Origin of the sequence: Amycolatopsis melonis, from assembly GCF_040064235.1 — a bacterium.
Classification (GTDB): Bacteria; Actinomycetota; Actinomycetes; order Mycobacteriales; family Pseudonocardiaceae; genus Amycolatopsis; species Amycolatopsis melonis.
On the sequence record NZ_JBDZYD010000005.1, the window covers coordinates 170,096 to 188,713 of the forward strand.

The 18,618-nt window shown below is 71.4% G+C and carries 14 protein-coding genes; 10 read left to right on the top strand and 4 right to left on the bottom strand.

Going from position 1 to position 18,618, the window contains the following annotated elements; all coding sequences use genetic code 11:
- Positions 1 to 41: 41 nt before the first annotated feature.
- Positions 42 to 2,018: a thioredoxin domain-containing protein gene (locus ABJI51_RS14735; protein ID WP_348951126.1), complete on the bottom strand. Its 1,977-nt coding sequence runs from the start codon at positions 2,016 to 2,018 to the stop codon at positions 42 to 44.
- Positions 2,019 to 2,148: 130 nt separating this feature from the next.
- Here ABJI51_RS14735 and ABJI51_RS14740 point away from each other — a divergent pair, with 130 nt between their 5' ends.
- The 3 genes from ABJI51_RS14740 to ABJI51_RS14750 all read left to right on the top strand — a co-directional run bounded on the left by ABJI51_RS14740 (position 2,149) and on the right by ABJI51_RS14750 (position 7,873).
- Complete coding sequence (locus tag ABJI51_RS14740; RefSeq protein WP_348951128.1) at positions 2,149 to 3,948, top strand: RICIN domain-containing protein; 1,800 nt, start codon at positions 2,149 to 2,151, stop codon at positions 3,946 to 3,948.
- Between the two features lie 68 nt (positions 3,949 to 4,016).
- A complete protein-coding gene (locus ABJI51_RS14745) occupies positions 4,017 to 5,384 on the top strand; it encodes a 3' terminal RNA ribose 2'-O-methyltransferase Hen1 (RefSeq protein ID WP_348951130.1) in 1,368 nt (455 codons plus the stop codon).
- Positions 5,381 to 7,873, top strand: coding sequence for a polynucleotide kinase-phosphatase (locus ABJI51_RS14750; RefSeq protein ID WP_348951131.1), 2,493 nt, complete (start codon positions 5,381 to 5,383; stop codon positions 7,871 to 7,873). The genes ABJI51_RS14745 and ABJI51_RS14750 overlap by 4 nt, the downstream gene beginning before the upstream one ends.
- A 5-nt stretch (positions 7,874 to 7,878) precedes the next feature.
- On the opposite strand, the gene ABJI51_RS14755 is transcribed toward ABJI51_RS14750, so the two are convergent.
- Together ABJI51_RS14755 and mca are read right to left on the bottom strand one after the other, a co-directional pair.
- Positions 7,879 to 8,211, bottom strand: coding sequence for a hypothetical protein (locus ABJI51_RS14755; protein WP_348951132.1), 333 nt, complete (start codon positions 8,209 to 8,211; stop codon positions 7,879 to 7,881).
- Positions 8,208 to 9,128 (bottom strand): mycothiol conjugate amidase Mca, encoded by a 921-nt coding sequence (gene mca, locus ABJI51_RS14760; protein ID WP_348951863.1) that lies wholly within the window; start codon positions 9,126 to 9,128, stop codon positions 8,208 to 8,210. Before mca ends, ABJI51_RS14755 begins: the two co-directional genes overlap by 4 nt.
- A gap of 135 nt (positions 9,129 to 9,263) precedes the next feature.
- On the opposite strand from mca, the gene ABJI51_RS14765 reads away from it, so the two are divergent.
- From ABJI51_RS14765 to ABJI51_RS14775, 3 genes are all read left to right on the top strand, one after another.
- The gene (locus ABJI51_RS14765) at positions 9,264 to 9,707 is read left to right on the top strand and encodes a DUF4307 domain-containing protein (RefSeq protein WP_348951134.1); all 444 of its coding nucleotides are present in this window, start codon (positions 9,264 to 9,266) and stop codon (positions 9,705 to 9,707) included.
- Positions 9,708 to 9,902: 195 nt separating this feature from the next.
- The gene (gene greA, locus ABJI51_RS14770; protein WP_348951136.1) at positions 9,903 to 10,406 is read left to right on the top strand and encodes a transcription elongation factor GreA; all 504 of its coding nucleotides are present in this window, start codon (positions 9,903 to 9,905) and stop codon (positions 10,404 to 10,406) included.
- 50 nt (positions 10,407 to 10,456) lie between these two features.
- A complete protein-coding gene (locus ABJI51_RS14775) occupies positions 10,457 to 11,269 on the top strand; it encodes an MBL fold metallo-hydrolase (RefSeq protein ID WP_348951138.1) in 813 nt (270 codons plus the stop codon).
- Positions 11,270 to 11,301: 32 nt separating this feature from the next.
- Here ABJI51_RS14775 and ABJI51_RS14780 read toward each other — a convergent pair whose 3' ends face one another.
- Positions 11,302 to 11,775 carry an Lrp/AsnC family transcriptional regulator gene (locus tag ABJI51_RS14780; RefSeq protein ID WP_206790021.1) on the bottom strand — a complete coding sequence of 158 codons (474 nt, stop codon included), beginning with the start codon at positions 11,773 to 11,775 and terminating at the stop codon, positions 11,302 to 11,304.
- Positions 11,776 to 11,884: 109 nt separating this feature from the next.
- Between ABJI51_RS14780 and hppD the strand changes: the two genes are divergently transcribed.
- From hppD to ABJI51_RS14800, 4 genes are all read left to right on the top strand, one after another.
- Entirely contained in the window at positions 11,885 to 13,084 is a 1,200-nt protein-coding gene (gene hppD / locus ABJI51_RS14785) for a 4-hydroxyphenylpyruvate dioxygenase (protein WP_348951140.1), read from the top strand.
- Positions 13,085 to 13,209: 125 nt separating this feature from the next.
- Entirely contained in the window at positions 13,210 to 13,752 is a 543-nt protein-coding gene (locus ABJI51_RS14790; RefSeq protein ID WP_348951141.1) for a YbaB/EbfC family nucleoid-associated protein, read from the top strand.
- A 10-nt stretch (positions 13,753 to 13,762) separates the two neighbouring features.
- Positions 13,763 to 14,068 carry a type VII secretion target gene (locus ABJI51_RS14795; RefSeq protein ID WP_348951143.1) on the top strand — a complete coding sequence of 102 codons (306 nt, stop codon included), beginning with the start codon at positions 13,763 to 13,765 and terminating at the stop codon, positions 14,066 to 14,068.
- Positions 14,068 to 18,585 carry a DUF8616 domain-containing protein gene (locus ABJI51_RS14800; protein ID WP_348951145.1) on the top strand — a complete coding sequence of 1,506 codons (4,518 nt, stop codon included), beginning with the start codon at positions 14,068 to 14,070 and terminating at the stop codon, positions 18,583 to 18,585. The genes ABJI51_RS14795 and ABJI51_RS14800 overlap by 1 nt, the downstream gene beginning before the upstream one ends.
- The last annotated feature ends 33 nt before the right edge of the window (positions 18,586 to 18,618 follow it).

Sequence of the window (18,618 nt, forward strand, 5' to 3'; positions counted from 1 at the left end):
ACCCACAGCGCAACGCGCCACTTTCACGTGAAAGTGGCGCCTCAGAGCTGGGCGGTCAGCTCCTCGGCGGAGGTGACCGGGCGGTCGCAGACGTAGCCGCGGCAGACGTAGGCCGCGGGCGCGCCGCCGACCAGCGGACGGTCCGCCAGCAGCGGCACCCCCGGCGCGTCCGGCTCCCCGGCCAGCACGATCCCGCCGCCGTGCACGCCGCGCGCCGCGGCCAGGCGCAACGCAGGAGCGTCGCCGACCACCGCGACCTGCACCGGACCGGCCTGCAGGGCTTCGGCGACCGAGAGCCAGTGCCCGGCGAACCGCGGCACCCGCCCGGCCAGCACGCCGGCGCGGCGCAGGGCCTGCTCGGCAGCGTCGCGGTAGCGGGCCGAGTCGGCGTGCCCGGCCAGCGCGGACGCCGTCAGCAGCGCCCCGGCCAGCGCGGACGCGCCCGACGGGCTCGCGTTGTCGCCGGGGTCGGCCGGGCGCTGGACCAGCGTCTCGGCGTCGTCGGCGGTGTCGAAGTACGCGCCCGGGACGTCCGGGGACGCGAAGTGCGTCAACGCCAGGTCGAGCAGCGTCGTCGCCTCCGCGAGCCACTTCGCCGCGCCGGTCGCCTGGTGCAGTGCCAGGAATCCGTCGGCGACGCAGGCGTAGTCCTCCAGCACCCCGGCCGACTCCCCGGCGACGCCGTCGCGCGAGCTGCGCCGCAGACGTCCGCCGACGACGTGCACCCGCAGCAGCAGCTCGGCCGCGTCCACCGCCCACTCGATCCACTGTGGACGATCCAGGGCGACGCCCGCCTCGGCCAGCGCGGTGATCGCCAGGCCGTTCCAGGCCGCGATCACCTTGTCGTCCCGGCCGGGCTGCGGCCGCTTCGCCCGCTCTTCCAGCAGCTTGACGCGGAAGTGCTCCGGCAGGTCACCGAACAGCCGCAGGGTCGACGTGCCGTGCTCGAACGTGCCTTCCCCGGTGACGCCGAACAGCTCCGCCGCCGTGGCGCCGTCTTCGTCGCCGAGCACCTCACGCAGCTGCGACGGCGTCCAGACGTACGTCAGGCCCTCGACGCCCTCGGTGTCCGCGTCCAGCGAAGAGGCGAACCCGCCTTCGGGGGTCCGCAGGCCTTCGAAGAGGAACCCGGCGGTTCCGGTGGCCACACGCAGAGCGGTCGCCGAGCCGGTGCGCCGCCAGAGGTGAGCGTAGAACCGCAGGAGCAACGCGTTGTCGTACAACATCTTTTCGAAGTGCGGCACGATCCATTCGGCGTCGACGGAGTACCGCGCGAAGCCGCCCGCGAGCTGGTCGTACATCCCGCCGCGGGCCATCGCCTCCGCCGTCTTGTCCACAAGCGACAGTGCCACCCGAGAACCCGTGCGTTCGTGGTGGCGCAGCAGGAACTCCAGGACCATCGACGGCGGGAACTTCGGCGCGCGGCCGAACCCGCCGTTGACCGGATCGGCCTCCTGTTCGAGCTTTCCGACTGCGCCGGCGAGCGCGGCTTCGTCCACAACGGACTCCTTGAGCGGCCCGGTCTGCCCGGCGAGGTGCGCGACGACCTGCTTCGCACCGTCCAGCAGCTCGTCCGGCCGCTCCTGCCACGCCTGGACGACGGCGGCGAGCAGCTGCCGGAACGACGGCATCCCCTGCCGCGGCGACGGCGGGTAGTAGGTGCCGCAGTGGAACGGCTCGCCGTCCGGGGTCAGGAAGCACGTCATCGGCCAGCCACCCTGCCCGGTCATCGCCTGCGTGGCGGCCATGTACACGGCGTCGATGTCCGGCCGCTCCTCGCGGTCGACCTTGATGTTGACGAAGCTGGCGTTCATCAGCGCGGCGGTCCCGGCGTCCTCGAACGACTCGTGCGCCATGACGTGACACCAGTGGCAGGCGGCGTAGCCGACGGAAAGCAGGATGGGCACGTTCCGCCGTTTCGCCTCGGCGAGCGCCTCGGGCCCCCACGGCCACCAGTCGACCGGGTTGTCCGCGTGCTGGAGCAGGTACGGGCTGGTCGAACGGGCGAGGCGGTTCATGCCTCCAGGGTCCCATCCGGAAAAACCGGGCGCGCGGCGGCCGCGGCAACCTTTTGCCGGGCGGCGGCAACCCAGGGTCGGCCGGCCGCGCAGCCGGCGTCAGAGGCAGCGACCGAAGGAGAGCACCGACATGTCCCCTCGCCCACCCACGCCGTCGCCGGCTTCCCCCGACGGCGGCCCGGCCCCGCGACGCGGCCGCCGGCTGTTCCGGCGCCGGGGTTTCTGGGCGGCCGTCGTCCTGTCCGTCGTGACCGGCTCCGTGGTCGTGGTCAGCACCGCCTCGGCGGGCACCGTGGACCCGGAGTCCTGGTACGTCCTGGTCAACCGCACCAGCGGCAAGGCGCTCGACGGCTTCTCCTACGCCAGGAACGACGGTGCGGCGGTGGTCCAGTGGGACCGGCACGACGGCGCCAACCAGCAATGGCGGTTCGTCGACGCGGGTGACGGCTACTACCGGCTGCAGAACCGCAACTCCGGCAACGTGCTGGACGACTACCGCTGGTCGAAGACCGCCGGCTCGGGCATGGTGCAGTGGCACGACCTCGGCGGCGCGAACCAGCAGTTCCGCCTGGAGAAGTCGCCGGACGGCCACGTGCGCCTGATCAACCGCTTCAGCGGCATGGCCCTCGAGGTCCCCGCCGGCTCGAAGACCGCAGGGGCCCGCGTCGCCCAGTACTGGGACTGGGGCGGCGCCAACCAGCAGTGGCAGCTCGTCCCGGCCGGGAGCGTCGGCAGCACCGCCCCGCCCACGACGTCCACCACCCCGCGCACCAGCGTGACGCCGGCGAGCCAGACCCCGAGCAGCACCCGCCCGTCGACGACGTCGCCGTCGACGGCCACCACCGCTGCTTCGACGACCCGGTTCATGGGCAGCAGCACGCTGCTCATCGGCGGCTCGATGAACGACGCTTCGGCGACGGCCGCGCCGTTCGACGTGCGGTACAACTACGTCCACAGCCAGCCCGCGCCCTCGCCGGACTACTACACGGCCGCGCGCTGCAAGCCCGAGTGGTCGAGCTGGTGGGGCTGCTGGACCGGCGAGACCACCGCGCCCGGCTTCTACGTGACCTGGGGCGACCAGCACGTGGCCCAGGCCACCTACCAGGGCAAGCCGCGTCCGCAGAAGTACCTGTGGACCTGGTACTCGCTGCGCGACCTCGGGGACGCGGCCGGCCAGGGCGACGGTCCCGGCGAGGTCGTCGCCATCAACCGGGCCGACCTGCTCACCCGCTACCTGAACGACTACCGCTTCTTCCTCCAGAAGATCGGCACCTCGCACGACCTGATCGACATCGAGCCCGACTTCTGGGGCTACGTCCGCTCCCTCGGCAGCCCGCACCAGGTGCCCGCGCAGGTCAAGACGTCGAACCCGACGGACTGCGGCGCGCAGGAGAACAGCGCCGCCGGCCTGGCCGCCTGTCTGATCGCGATGGCGCACAAGTACGCGCCGAACGCGGGCGCGGGGCTGCACCTCACCTGCTGGGACTGGGAGACCAACGTCCAGGGGTGCGTGAAGGACTACGCGGAACTCGGCGCGAAGAACGCCGACTTCCTGGTCACCGACGTGTCGGACCGCGACGCCGGCTGGTACGCGAAGCCCGCGAACGGCGGCCGCAACACCTTCTGGACCGAGCAGCAGGGCGCTGCCGCGCTGAAGTTCTACAAGACCATGGCCGAATCGGTCGGCAAGCCCGTGGTCCTGTGGCAGATCCCGGTGGGCAACATGCGGCAGAACAACACCCTGAACCACTACCAGGACGACAAGGTCGACTACTTCTTCTCGCACCTGGACCAGGTGGCGGACGCGCACGTCGCCGCGCTCCTGTTCGGCGCGGGACAGCAGGAGCAGACCACGGTCGAGAGCGACGGCGGGAACCTGATCGGCAAGACGATCGCCTACCGCAACTCGGGAGGCACCCCGCTGAAGTAGCCGTCCGGTGACCGCGCACCCGCGAAAACCGGGCGCGCGGTCACCGGGCCTTCGGCCACACTGGGCCGGTGCTGCTGACGATCACCACCACCCGGAGTCCCGCCACCGACCTGGGCTTTCTCCTGCACAAGCATCCGGAGAAGGCACAGTCGGTCGCGCTGTCGGCCGGGACCGCGCACGTCTTCTACCCGGACGCCACGGCCCAGCGGTGCACGGCCGCGTTGTTCGTCGAGATCGATCCGGTCGGGCTCGTGCGTGGTGGTGGGACGTCGCTGACCCAGTACGTCAACGACCGGCCGTACGCCGGTGGCTCGTACCTCGCGGTCGCGTTGCGGGCCGCCTTCACGACCGCGCTCGCCGGGCGCTGCAACGCGCGTCCCGAACTCGTCGACGAGGTCTTCGACCTGGAGATCCGCGTGCCGTCGCTGTCCGCGCGTGGTGGGCCGGAGGTCGTGCACAAGCTCTTCGAGCCGCTCGGCTGGCGCGTTTCGGCCGCGCCCATCCCGCTCGACCCGCAGTTTCCGCAGTGGGGCGACAGTCGCTATGTCGACTTGAAGCTCACCGGCACCCTGCGGGTCGCCGACGCGCTGCGCCACCTGTACGTCCTGCTGCCCGCCCTCGACGGCGACAAGCACTACTGGGTCGGCCAGGACGAGGCCGACAAGCTGCTGCGTGCCGGCGACGGCTGGCTCGCCACGCATCCCGAGCGGACGCTCATCACCAACCGCTACCTGGAGCGGCGCCGCGCGGTCGTCACCTACGCGCTCTCGCGGCTGGCCGAGGCGGACGACGTCCCGGCGGAGGCCGAGGCGCTGGTCACCGAGCTGCCGGACAAGCCGGAAAGCCTTGCGTCGCAACGGCACGGCAGCGTGCTCGCCGTCCTGCGGGCCGCGGGCGCGCGGCGCGTCCTCGACCTCGGCTGCGGTTCCGGCGCGCTGCTGCGCGTCCTCGAAAAGGAGCGGTCGTTCACCGAGATCGTCGGCGTCGACGTCTCCGCGAGCGCGCTGGCCATCGCGGAGAAGCGGCTGAAGGAGACCTCCCGCGTCACGCTGCGGCAGTCCGCGCTGACCTACGCCGACCCGGCGCTGGCCGGGTACGACGCGGCCGTGCTCATGGAGGTCGTCGAGCACGTCGACGCCGACCGGCTGCCGGCGCTGGAGCACGCCGTGTTCGGCGTCGCGGCGCCGCGCACGGTGGTCGTCACGACGCCCAACGCGGAGTACAACCGGCTGTTCGAGTTCCTGCCGATGGGGCATTTCCGGCACGCCGACCACCGGTTCGAATGGACGCGAGCCGAGTTCCGCACCTGGGCGGACGGCGTCGCGACCCGGCGCGGCTACGACGTCCGATACGTGCCGATCGGACCGGTGGACCAGGAATCGGGACCGCCGACCCAGATGGCGGTCTTCACCACCCACGAGGAGGTGGCCGCGTGAAGCTGACCGTCCCCGACATGGCGCTCGTCGTGCTCGTCGGCGCTTCCGGCTCCGGCAAGTCGACGTTCGCGCGCACGCACTTCGCGCCGACGCAGGTGCTCTCCAGCGACTTCTTCCGCGGGCTCGTCGCCGACGACGAGAACGACCAGTCCGCGTCGGCCGACGCCTTCGACGCGCTGCACTACGTCGCGGCGAAGCGGCTCGCGGCCGGGCGGACGACCGTCATCGACGCGACGAACGTCCAGCGCGCGTCGCGGGCGAGCCTGGTGAAGCTCGCGAAGGAGCACGACGTGCTGCCGACGGCGATCGTGCTCGACCTGCCGCTGGCGGTCTGTGCCGCCCGCAACGCGGGGCGGCCGGACCGCGACTTCGGCGACCACGTGATCCGGCGGCAGCGCGCCGAGCTGCAGCGGTCGCTGAAGTCCTTGGAGCGCGAGGGTTTCCGGCGCGTGCACGTGCTGCGCTCGGAAGCCGAGGTGGCCGCCGCCGAGATCGTCGCCGAGCCGCTGCACAACGACAAGCGCGAGCTGACCGGGCCGTTCGACGTCATCGGCGACGTCCACGGCTGCGCGGCCGAGCTGGAGGAACTGCTGGCCGAGCTGGGCTACGCCGACGGCGTCCACCCGGACGGGCGGACCGCGGTGTTCGTCGGCGACCTCGTCGACCGCGGCCCGGACACCCCGGGCGTGCTGCGGCGCGTCATGGGCATGGCCGAGTCCGGCAACGCGCTGGTGGTGTGCGGCAACCACGAGCAGAAGCTGGTGCGCGCGCTGCACGGGCGGAAGGTCAACGTCGCGCACGGCCTGGCCGAGTCGCTGGCGCAGCTCGGCGCGGAGACCGAGGAGTTCCGCCGTCGCGTGCACGAGTTCTGCGACGGGCTGATCGCGCACTACGTCCTCGACGGCGGCAAGCTCGTCGTCGCGCACGCAGGCCTGCCCGAGCGCTACCACGGGCGCGCGTCCGGGCGGGTGCGCAGCATGGCGCTCTACGGTGACACGACCGGCGAGACCGACGAGTACGGCCTGCCGGTGCGCCTGCCGTGGGCACGCGACTACCGCGGTTCGGCGATGGTGCTCTACGGGCACACGCCGACGCTGGAGCCGGAGTGGGTCAACAACACCATGTGCCTGGACACCGGGTGCGTGTTCGGCGGGAAGCTGACCGCGCTGCGCTACCCGGAGCGGGAAGTCGTGTCGGTGAAGGCACACCGGGTCTGGTACGAGCCGTCGCGGCCGCTCGACGCGTCGCGGCCGCTGGGTGGCCGTGAGCCCGCGGTACTGGAGCTGGCCGACGTCACCGGCAAGCGGATCGTGCAGACCGCGCACCACGGCCGGGTCGGCGTCTCGGCGGAGCAGTCGGCGGCGGCGCTGGAGGTGATGAGCCGGTTCGCCGTCGACCCGCGGTGGCTGGCGTACCTGCCGCCGACGATGGCGCCGTGCTCGACGTCGTCGCGCACCGGCTACCTGGAACACCCGGAGGAGGCGTTCGCCGAGTACCGGGCCGCGGGCGTGCAGTCGGTGCTGTGCGAGGAGAAGCACATGGGCTCGCGGGCGGTCGTGCTGGTCTGCCGCGACGACGAAGTGGCGTACCGCCGCTTCGGGATCCGCGGCGGCGGCGCGGTGTACACGCGGACCGGGCGGCCGTTCTTCCCGGCTTCGCAGAACGATGAGCTGCTGTCGGACGTGCGCGCGGCGGCCGACGGGCTGTTCGAGGAGCTGGGTTCGGGCTGGCTGCTGCTCGACGCGGAGCTGCTGCCGTGGAGCGCGAAGGCGGGTTCGCTCATCGCGGACCAGTACGCGTCGGTGGGCGCGGCCGCCTCGGCGGTGCTCCCGGCGGCGGTCTCGGCACTGGCGACGGCCGCGGCCCGCGGCATCGACGTCGGCGACCTGCTGGCACGAACGGCATCGCGGACGTCCACAGTGGACGCCTACCGGGCGGCGTACCGGCGTTACTGCTGGCCGACATCCGGGCTCGACGGGGTGAAGCTGGCGCCGTTCCAGCTGCTGGCGTCCGAGGGCAAGGCCTACCACGACCGGCCGCACGCGTGGCACCTGTCGATGCTGGACCGGCTCGACGGACCCCGGTTCCAGCGGACCCGGACGCTCGAGGTGGACGTCCTGGACGACACGTCGATCGCCCGCGGCGTCGCATGGTGGGAGGAGCTGACGGACGCCGGCGGCGAGGGCATGGTCGTCAAGCCGTCGGCGAACCTGACCCGCGGCACACGCGGGCTGGTGCAGCCCGGAGTGAAGGTACGCGGGCGCGAGTACCTGCGGATCATCTACGGGCCCGACTACACGCTCCCGGAGAACCTGGACCGGCTGCGGAAGCGGGGGTTGAACCGGAAGCGGATGCTGGCGCTGCGCGAGTACGCGCTCGGGCTGGAGGCACTGGAGCGCCTGGCGCGGGGCGAGCCGCTGTGGCGGGTGCACGAGTGCGTCTTCGCGGTGCTCGCGCTGGAGTCGGACCCGGTGGACCCGCGGCTCTAGCGCCCTCAGTCCGATTTGGCCGGGGAAGCGCCGTTCGGTTCCTTCTTCTCCGGAGCCGGAGCCGGAGCCGGAGTCTCGGCCGGGGCTTCGTCGGCCTTGGCCTGCTCGGCGGGCGGGTCGTCGAAGCTGGCCGGGACGCGCTTGAGGTGCTTCGTCATCGAGCGGACCAGGAAGGCCACCGCCACGAGGAAGAGGATCAGCACCAGGAAGCCCACCGGGGAGGACTTGCCGAAGTCCTCCCCCTGCCCGCCGTTGTCGCCGTTGCCCGGCTGCTGCGTCAGCACCAGTGCCGACGCGGTCACCGGAAGGGCCACGCCGGCCGGCAGCGTCCAACTCATGTGTTCACCTTCTCCTCAGTGCCGGCGATGCCGGCGAACAGGTCGTCCTCCGGCAACGTGCTGTCCACCAGGGACCTGACCAGCTCGTACTCCTCGGTCGGCCAGACCTCGCGCTGGATCTCCAGCGGGACGAAGAACCAGCGGCTGTTCGGGTCGATCTGGGTCGCGTGCGCCTTCAGCGCCTCGTCCCGCACCTCGAAGTATTCACCGCACTCGACACGGGTCGTCACCCGCTCCATCACATCGGCACGGTCGGGGTCCCACTTGGCCAGCCACTCGGTGTACGGCGACTCGAGCCCGGCCTCCTTCAGCGCCGAGTCGAAGGCCACCATCCGGGCCTTGGAGAACCCGTGCATGTAGTACAGCTTGAGCGGCTGCCACGGCTCGCCGGCGTCGGGGAAGCGGGCCGGGTCCGGGGCCGCGTCCCACGCCGCCATCGTCACCTCGTGGGTGCGGATGTGGTCGGGGTGCGGGTAGCCGCCGTTCTCGTCGTAGGTCGTGATGACGTGCGGGCGGAACTCCCGGATCACGCGCACCAGCGCCTCGGCGGACTCCTCCAGCGGGACGACGGCGAACGAGCCCTCGGGCACCGGCGGCAGCGGGTCGCCCTCCGGCAGGCCGGAGTCGACGAAGCCCAGCCAGCGCTGGCTCACGCCGAGGATCTTGGCCGCGCGGGCCATCTCCTCGCGGCGGATCTCGGCCATGTTCGCCAGCACTTCCGGCCGGTCCATGGCGGGGTTCAGGATGCTGCCCGCCTCGCCCCCGGTGCACGTCACGACCAGCACCTCGTGCCCCTCGGCGGCGTAGCGCGCCATCGTGGCGGCGCCCTTGCTCGACTCGTCGTCCGGGTGCGCGTGCACGGCCATCATGCGCAGGCGCGGCTTGGCGGTCTTCCTCAGCTCGTCGGCGTCCACCATGCTCCGAACGACTCCCCTCATGCCCTTATTCCGCGACCCACCTGCGGGCCGCCCACCCAGCGGGCGGATACTCGAGGCGTACCCGCGTCACCATTGTCCCCACGGGTACGACAAGAACGAGCAGGAGGCCCCGGGTTGGCAGGCGGACCGGCGGAAACGGCAGCGCCCGTGCTGCCCGCGGACCGGTACGGCACCCAGCGCGCGACGCCCTCGCGGCGCTGGCGCCGCTGGCTCTTCCTGGCCATCGCCCTGCTGGTCAGCGGCATGATCGCGTGGATCGCCTACGTCAACCTCGGCGCGGCGCCGATCGACGCCGAGCGGGTCGCCTTCAAGGAGCAACCGGGCAACGCGATGGAAATCACCATCAACGTGACCCGGGACGACGACAGCAAGCCCGGCGTGTGCATCGTCCGCGCCCGTGACCGGTCCGGCGCGGAGAGTGGCCGCAAGGAACTCCTGATCCCGGCCGGCGCGAAGTACAGCAGGATGAGCACGACGATCAAGAGCATCGGCGAGCCGGTGACCGCCGACGTGTTCGGCTGCTCGTACGCAATACCACGCTATCTGTCAACCCCATAGCGGCCAACGGGGTGAACCGCGCGCCCAACGCCCGGGGCGCCGGGAATTGACGGGCGTCGACCTGTCGCGCCGTGATACTCTGACCCCTCAGCACGGCCCGCGACGGGCCGTGTTTTTCCTTTATCTCAGCCACGCGGGCAGCTGCGCCCGCGTGGGCCGGCTTGAACACGCAAGCCTGGCAGGCCCGACGAGGAGATGGTGACCGTGAGCGACACCAAGGTGACCTGGCTCACCCAGGATGCCTACGACCGGCTCAAGCAGGAGCTCGACGAAATGATCGAGAACCGCCCGGTCATCGCCGCGCGCATCAACGACAGCCGCGAAGAGGGCGACCTCAAGGAGAACGGCGGCTACCACGCGGCCCGCGAGGAGCAGGGCCAGGCCGAAGCCCGCATCCGGCACCTCCAGGAGCTGCTGCGCAACGCCAAGGTCGGCGAGGCGCCCGCGAACGACGGCACCGCCGGCCCCGGCAAGGTGCTCACCGTCAAGTACGAGGGTGACGACGAGGAGGAGAAGTTCCTGCTCGCCACCCGCGAAGAGGGCGCCGAGGGCGAGCTCGACGTGTACTCCCCGGAGTCGCCGTTGGGCAAGGCGCTGCTCGGCGCCAAGGAGGGCGAGTCCCGCGAGTACGAGCTGCCCAACGGCAAGACCCAGAAGGTCACGCTGATCAAGGCCGTCCCGTACACCGACGCCAAGTAACGCACGGCTAGCGTGTCCTCCCAGGATCCACATTCTGGGAGGACACCGCTGTGAGCACCGAACCGATCTGCCAGGCGTGCGGCATGCAGTACGCCGTCGCCCGCGACGACTGCCCGATCTGCGAGGACGAACGCCAGTACGTCCCGCAGTCCGGCCAGCGGTGGACGAATCTCGAAACGCTGCGCGCGAGCGGTGACTACACCCCGCGCATCGAGGAGCAGGGCCCGGGCATCATCGGCGTCGGCTCGACGCCGGGGTTCGCGATCGGCGAACGCGCGCTGCTGGTGCAGGCCAAGTCCGGGAACTTCCTCTGGGACTGCGCGGCGTACATCGACGACGCGCTGGTGGCGCAGGTGCGCGAGCTGGGCGGCATCACCGGCATCGCGATCAGCCACCCGCACTACTACACGACCATGGTGGAGTGGGCGCACGCGTTCGACGTGCCGATCTACCTGCACGAAGGCGACCAGCAGTGGATCGGCCGCCCGGACCCGGCGGTCAAGCTGTGGTCGGGCACGACCCTCGACGTGGCCGAGGACCTGCGCCTGATCAACCTCGGCGTCCACTTCACCGGCGGCACGGTGCTGCACTGGCCGGACGGCGAGCACGGCCACGGCGCGCTGCTGTCCGGCGACATCGTGCAGGTGATCGGCGACCGCACCCACGTCGGCTTCATGTACAGCTACCCGAACCTCATCCCGGAGCGCCCGCACGTCGTCCGCCGCGCGGCGGAGCTGCTGGCGGGCTACCGCTTCGAGGCGATCTACGGCGCCTGGTGGGACGCGATCGTGCGCACCGACGGCTTCGAGGTCGTGCAGCGGTCGGCGAAGCGGTACCTGGCCCAGGTGATCGACGAAGGCTGAAGCGCCGTTTTCACGTGAAGGTGGCACTTCGGTCAGCCCCGCGCGGTCCGCTCCAGCAGGGGGCGGACCCGCGGCGGCACCGGCGTCGACAACGCGATCGACGTCGACGTCCGCAGCACGTCCGGGACCCCGACAACCTCGTCGATCACCCGCTGCAGGTCGTCGTTGCCACGCGCCACCATGCGGACGAACAGGTCGCCCTGGCCGGTCGTGGCGTGGACCTCGCACACCTCGTCGATCGCCGCCAGCGCCTCCGCCACCTCCGCGCGGCGGCCCTGGGCGATCTCCAGCACCGCGAACGCCGTCAGGCCGTAACCCATCGCCGCCAGGTCCAGCTCCGGCGGGAAGCCGCCGAGGATGCCGCGCTCGGTCAGGCGGTCGAGGCGGGCCTGGACCGTGCCGCGGGCCACCCCCAGCCGCCGCGCGCACTCCAGCACCCCCAGCCGCGGCGAGTCGGTCAGCAACAGCAGCAGGCGAGCGTCCAGCGCGTCGAGGTTCTCCGGCATACGCAGATTGTCCACGATGACCGCCGATATCGGGCACTCACCCGGCAGATTGTCCAGTGAAAACTGACTCTATTGCGCATCTTGCCTCGCAGGGATGATCCTTCGAGGTATGACCCAGACTGCCGAACCCCAGGGTGCACTCGACGACGTCAGCTATGACCAGCTGCGTCAGCTCGTCGGGCTCGTCGACCACGACGCCTCGACCGACCCGTTCCCGGTCAAGGCCATGGACGCGGTGGTGTTCGTCGCCGGCAACGCCACCCAGACCGCCTGGTACTACCAGATCGCGTTCGGGATGCAGCTCGTCGCGTACTCCGGTCCGGAGACCGGCGTCTACGACCGCAAGTCCTACGTGCTCAAGTCCGGCTCGGCCCGGTTCGTCATCACCGGCGGCGTGAAGCCGGACTCGCCGCTGCTGGACCACCACCGCAAGCACGGCGACGGCGTCGTCGACCTCGCGCTGGAGACCACCGACGTCGACAAGTGCATCGAGCACGCCCGCGCGCAGGGCGCGACCATCCTCGAGGAGCCGCACGACGTCTCCGACGAGCACGGCACGGTCCGCATGGCGGCCATCGCGACGTACGGCGAAACCCGCCACTCGCTGGTCGACCGGTCGCGCTACACCGGTGTCTACCTGCCCGGCTACGAGCCGCGCGAGAGCACGATCCAGCGGCCCGAAGGCGCACCGAAGCGGCTTTTCCAGGCCATCGACCACTGCGTCGGCAACGTCGAGCTGGGCAAGATGGACTACTGGGTCGACTGGTATCACCGCGTCATGGGCTTCGTGAACATGGCGGAGTTCGTCGGCGACGACATCGCGACCGAGTACTCGGCGCTGATGAGCAAGGTCGTCTCCAACGGCAACCACCGGGTCAAGTTCCCGCTGAACGAGCCCGCCGTGGCGAAGAAGAAGTCGCAGATCGACGAGTACCTCGAGTTCTACGACGGCGCGGGCTGCCAGCACATCGCGCTCGCCACCAACGACATCATCGCGACGGTGAAGGCGATGCGCGCCGCCGGCGTCGAGTTCCTCGACACCCCGGACTCCTACTACGACGACCCGGAGCTGCGTGCCCGGATCGGCAAGGTCCGCGTGCCGATCGAGGTGCTCAAGGAGCACAGCATCCTGGTCGACCGCGACGAGGACGGCTACCTGCTGCAGATCTTCACCAAGCCGATCGGCGACCGCCCGACGGTGTTCTACGAGCTGATCGAGCGGCACGGCTCGCTGGGCTTCGGCAAGGGCAACTTCAAGGCGCTGTTCGAGGCCATCGAGCGTGAGCAGGAGCGTCGCGGCAACCTCTGACACATCTCGGCGAAGGCCACCGTGGGAGACTTCCGGGTCCCCTATGGTGGCCTTCGGCGTGTTTACCGGGAACCGCGCGCGGCCGCGATCCGTCAGTGTGGAGAAGCTCGAGAGAAGGGGCCGGGATGCCGGACAGCATCGACGCCAGCGACGCGATGATCGACAACTGGACCAAGCGGCTCGAGGAGAACGCCGCCCGGTACCAGGCGCTGGCCGATCGCATGCAGGGCCAGACGGTCACCGAGCGGTCGAAGGACGGCTCGGTCCAGGTGACCGTCGACTCGCGCGGGCTGCTGAAGAACCTCGTCATCGCCGAGAGCGCCGCGGGCAAGCGGATGGCCGAGGTGTCGGCGCAGGTGATGCAGCTGGTGCAGCGCGCGCAGGCGCGGATCCCGGAACTGCTGCAGCAGGCCATGTCCGAGACCACCGGCACCGGCGACCAGGCCGCGGCCGAGATCGTCCGCGAGGCGCAGAGCACGTTCCCGGAGCCGCCGCCGGAGCCCGAACCGGCGTTCCCGGAACCCGACCGCGTCCGCCGGTTCCTGCCGGAGGAGACCGAGGAGCCGCCGGCGTCGCCGCGGACCCCGCCGCCACCGCAGCAGCAACCGCGTCGCCGCCGCCCGGCGGACGACTCCGACGACGACTTCGGCGGATCGATCCTTTCCTGAGGGGGAAACCGTGGCAGACGTTGAACTCAGCACCGACCTCACGGCGCACGCGAAGCAGCTCGACGCGATCGGGGACGGGCTGCAGCAGGCCGTCGACGCGGCCAACCAGGTCAGCATGCCGACCGACGCGTACGGCATCCTCTGCCAGCCGTTCCGGATGATGCTGGACCCGGTGGAGCAGTACGGGATCGACGCGCTGAAGGACGCCGTCCAGGCGATGACGGCGGTGTCGGGCAAGGTCCGCGAGGCCGCGGCGGCCTACCGCAGGTACGAGACCGGGGTCGCCGACGACCTGAACAAGTCGGCGGGTGCGTGATGCCCGAGGGGAACCCGCTCGTCGCCGACGCGAAGAAGGACCCGGACGGGCCGGGCGCGTTCACGGCGGGCAACGGCGACTACGGCTGGGCGGGCGGCATCGGCCTGGCCGAGTCCTCGATGGACGCGTTCAACGGGATCAAGGACGGCGACTGGGTTTCCGGCGGCCTCGGGATGCTGTCGCTGGCAGGCGAGATCGCGGGCGCGGCGATCGACCCGTTCGGTTATCTGATGTCGTCGGTGGCGTCGTTCCTGATGGAGCACGTGCAGCCGCTGAAGGACATGCTGGACTCGGTCGCGGGCAACCCGCCGGTGATCCAGTCCTATGCGGACACCTGGGGCAACGTCTCGAAGGCACTGGCCGAGCGCAAGACCGACTTCGACAACGCGGTCAAGACCGGGACAACGGGCTGGACCGGCGCGGGAGCGGACGCGTACCGCAAGTTCGCGGCCGAGCACAGCGACGCACTCTCGGGAGCGGCCACGGTCGCGGGCGCGATCAGCACGGTCACGATGATCATGGGCCAGGTCGTCTCGTTCGTCCGCGAGACGGTGCGCCAGCTGATCGCGGACCTGGTCGGCAAGCTCATCGCGTGGGTGATGGAGGAGGTCTTCTCCCTCGGCTTCGGCACCCCGGTCGTGGTGGCACAGGCGACGGCCGCGATCGCCAAGTGGGGCAAGAAGATCGGCGAGCTGCTCAAGAAGCTCACCGACACGATCCGCAAGGTTTCGCCGCTGCTGTCCAAGCTGGTGGACCTGTTCGAGAAGATCGCCAAGGTCTTCGGCAAGGTCCTGGGCAAGGTAAGCGGCCTGGACGGCCTGAAGGTCAAGGAGGGCGGCTTCGTCCACAAGATCCCCAAGGAGGGCGGCGGAGTCCACACCCGAGCCCACGGCGGGGACGGCTCCGAGGGCGGGGACGGCTCCCACTCCGGGGAAGGTTCCGAGGGCGGGGACGGCTCCCACTCCGGGGACGGGGATTCGCCGAGTTCCGACCCGGCGAACACGGATTCCGGCTCGCGGCGGAACTCGTCCACGCGCGGCGAGGACGGTTCGCCTTCGCACGCAGGCGACGGAGACAGCTCACCGACGGCGCACGGTGGCGACGAGTCCCCGGACGGCAGCCCCTCGGCGGCTCGCTCGGGCGACGGCTCGCCTTCGCATGCGGGCGATTCGAGCCCGTCGCCGACTCGTGCGGGCGATGGTTCGCCCTCCCACGCTGGGGACTCCAGTCCCTCACCGACCCGTGCGGGCGACAGCTCACCCTCGCACGCGAGCGACTCCCGGCCCTCGCCGACGCGAGCGGGAGATGGTTCGCCCTCGCACACGGGCGAACCCACGCGAGCGGGCGACGGTTCGCCCACTCACGCCGAGGACACCAGCCCCTCACCCACACGGGCAGGCGACAGCACCCCGTCGCACGCGAGCGACTCCAGCCCTTCACCCACACGAGCAGGCGACGGTTCGCCCACGCATGCCGGGGACTCCAGTCCCTCACCCACTCGTGGGACCGAGAGCGCGCCGTCGCGGGCTTCGGACTCTGCGCCCACCCGGGATCCCGACAGTCCTGCGCCCGCTCGCGCTGGTGGCGATACTCCCAGCAGTGCCGCGCCGCCGCGGACTGATGGCACCTCGGCCAGCGGGTCCGCCCCTGCTGCTCCGCGGACCGAGCCCGGGACTCAGGTTCCGGCTCCGCGCGGTGGGGACAACCTTCCCCCTCAGGGCGGGCAGCCGGTGATGGGCGGCGGGGGCATGCCGCCCGGCTCGGCTCCCGGTTCCGGTGCCGGTGGTGGCTCGCCGCGCGCCGGTGGGGGTGGTTCCGGGTGGACCGGGACTCCCGGCAGTCCCGGTGCGCACGTCGACGCTCCCGCACGCCCGCGTCCCGGCGGGGACGCCCCGCGACCCCGCACCCCCGACGCTCCCGCCCCGGTCGCCCGCGGCTTCGGCCCCGGCACCCAAAGCCCCGGCCCCCGGACCCACACCCAAGCCCCCGGCACGCACAGCCCGGGCACGCACAGCCCGAGCACCCCGCCCAGCACCCAGAGCCCCGGCACGCACAGCCCGGGCACCCCGCCCAGCACTCACGGCCCCAGCACGCACGGCCCGGGTACCCCGCCCGGCACCCACAGCCCCGGCACGCCCGGCCCAGGCACCCACACCGCGGGCACCCACACACCCGGACCCCAGCACGGCCCGCACGAAACCGGCCCCCACGCCAACAACCCGCACGAGAGCAACCCGCACCAAAACGGTCCCCACGAGAGCGGTCCCCACGAAAACAGCCCCCACGAGAACGGCCCGCACGACACCGACCCCGCCCTCCCGCACCACAGCGACTCCCCACTCACCCCGGACGAGGTCAACGCCCGCCACGCCGAAAGCACGCCCTCCGGCAGCTCCTACCACGCCGGGGATCCCGAGATGGGCGATCTTCCTCACCGCGTGCAGCCCGATCCCGCCGGCCGCTACACCGTCGACGTGCACGTCACGCCCGATGGGCATGCCCGGATCGGGGATCGGCTCTACACCCCCGAAGAGTTCGCGGACATCCTGCGGCGCAACGGGGACTACGACGGCAGGCCGGTCCGGCTGATCGGGTGCGATGCCTCTTCGAACGACTTCGCGCACCGGCTGTCTCGGGAACTCGACACCGAGGTCATGGCGCCCAGCAAGCCCGCCTGGACCGACTCGCACGGGCGCGTCTTCTCCTCCGACTACGAAATCGGGCCCGATGGCCGGATGCGGCCGCGGATTCCGCCGGATGGCGAATGGAGCGTCCACCACCCCGACGGCTCGACGCATCCCGCCGGGGACGGCGGCTTTGCGCCCGACACCCGGCACCACGATCCGCACGACGTCGACGCCGACAGCGCGCGGCACCGCGGTGACGACGACACCCGCCGCCGTCAGGCGCCCGGGCAGGACGCCGATGCTCCGGGCGTCCCCGAAGACCGGAATCCGCTTTCGCGGCAACAGGAACGCGATCTCACCGATCCGCAGCGGCAGGCCGAGGTGCGGCGGAACCCGCAGCACGGCACGGACTTCACCCCGCCCGGCGGGGAGCACGTGCCGGTGGGGCCGGGCAGCACCCACCCGGACGCGCCCCGGCCGCCGCACGCCGGCGAGCGGTTCCCCGGCGACCAGCCGCTGCAGCCCAACCGGTCGTACCAGGTGGTCGACAGCTCCGGGAACCCACGCGGCACCTACCACACCGACGGCACGGGCCGCGTCACGCACATCGACACGACGCACCCGAACGTGCCGCCGCGGCTGGCCAACGGCGACCCGAATCCGGCCTACCACCCGAACCCGGACCTCACCCACCCGCACCCGGACACCACCTACCGGGTGGAGATCGACGGGCACCACCAGACCTTCCACACCGACGCCGACGGGGTGCCGCACCCCTCGGTGCAGTTCCACCGGCCCGACTTCGAAGGCGACCCGGTCCGGATCGACGCCGACGACCCGCGGGCCCCCGGCGCGCGGCAGTCGTTCGCCCAGGGCGGGCCCTACGACCCGCACACCAAGTACGAGGTCGTCGACAAGAAGGGCATCCACCGCGGCACCTTCTACACCGACGCCGACGGCCACGTCCGCTGGGCCGAGGTCGACTCCGGCCGCATCGCGCGGACCAACCCGGACTGGAAGGGCATCAGCAACCCGAAGCTCGTCCCCGACGACGCAGAGGTCCACCTGCGCCAGGGCATGAACCCGAAGGCCGAAGTGCCCGAAGGCGTCGCGGACCCGGAGCGGTTCCGCGGCGCGCGGCAGCACGACGTCCAGCTGCCCAGCAACAAGTCCTTTCTGGACCAGCAGCCGAAGAACCCGGACGGGACGCCGAAACTGGAGCCGAACTCCAAGTACGTCGTGGAAAGCGAGTACAAGGAGGGCACCAAGACCGTCAAGCAGGCCCGGTCGGTGTACTGGACCGACGAGCACGGCCGGGTCGCGGTGGTCGAGACCTTCCGGCCGCACCACCCCGACCTCAACAACCCCGGCCCGAACATGGTCTACCACGTCGACGACGGCCGGTTCACCTACCAGACGGGCCCGGACGTCGGCGGCGGCAAGACCGACACCGTGCACGGCCGCTCGGACAACCCGAAGCTGGCGGGCGAGGAGGACTTCCTGCGCCGCGACGGCACGTCGCAGCGCCTGTCCGGCGGGCAGGGCCCGGGCGGGGTGTTCGACGGCGGGCACATCGCGGGCAACCAGTTCCGCGGCCCGGGCGAGCTGCTCAACATGATGTCCCAGTGGCGGCCGCAGAACCAGGGCTGGCCGGACCAGGCCGGACCGAACCACTGGTACGCGTTCGAGACCGACCTGGCGAACCATCTCAAGGCGGGTGGCAGGATCGGCAGCATCGACGTGTTCCCGTTGCGGACCGACGGCGACCGGGTGCCGCACACCATCCAGGTGCGGTGGGTCGAGATCGGCCCGGACGACAAGCCGATCGTCCACCTGCGCAGTTTCCCGAACACCCCGGCGGCGACGGCGCCCTCCCCGGGGACGCCGTGATGCGACCGACCGCACCAGAAAGGACCGGCCCTC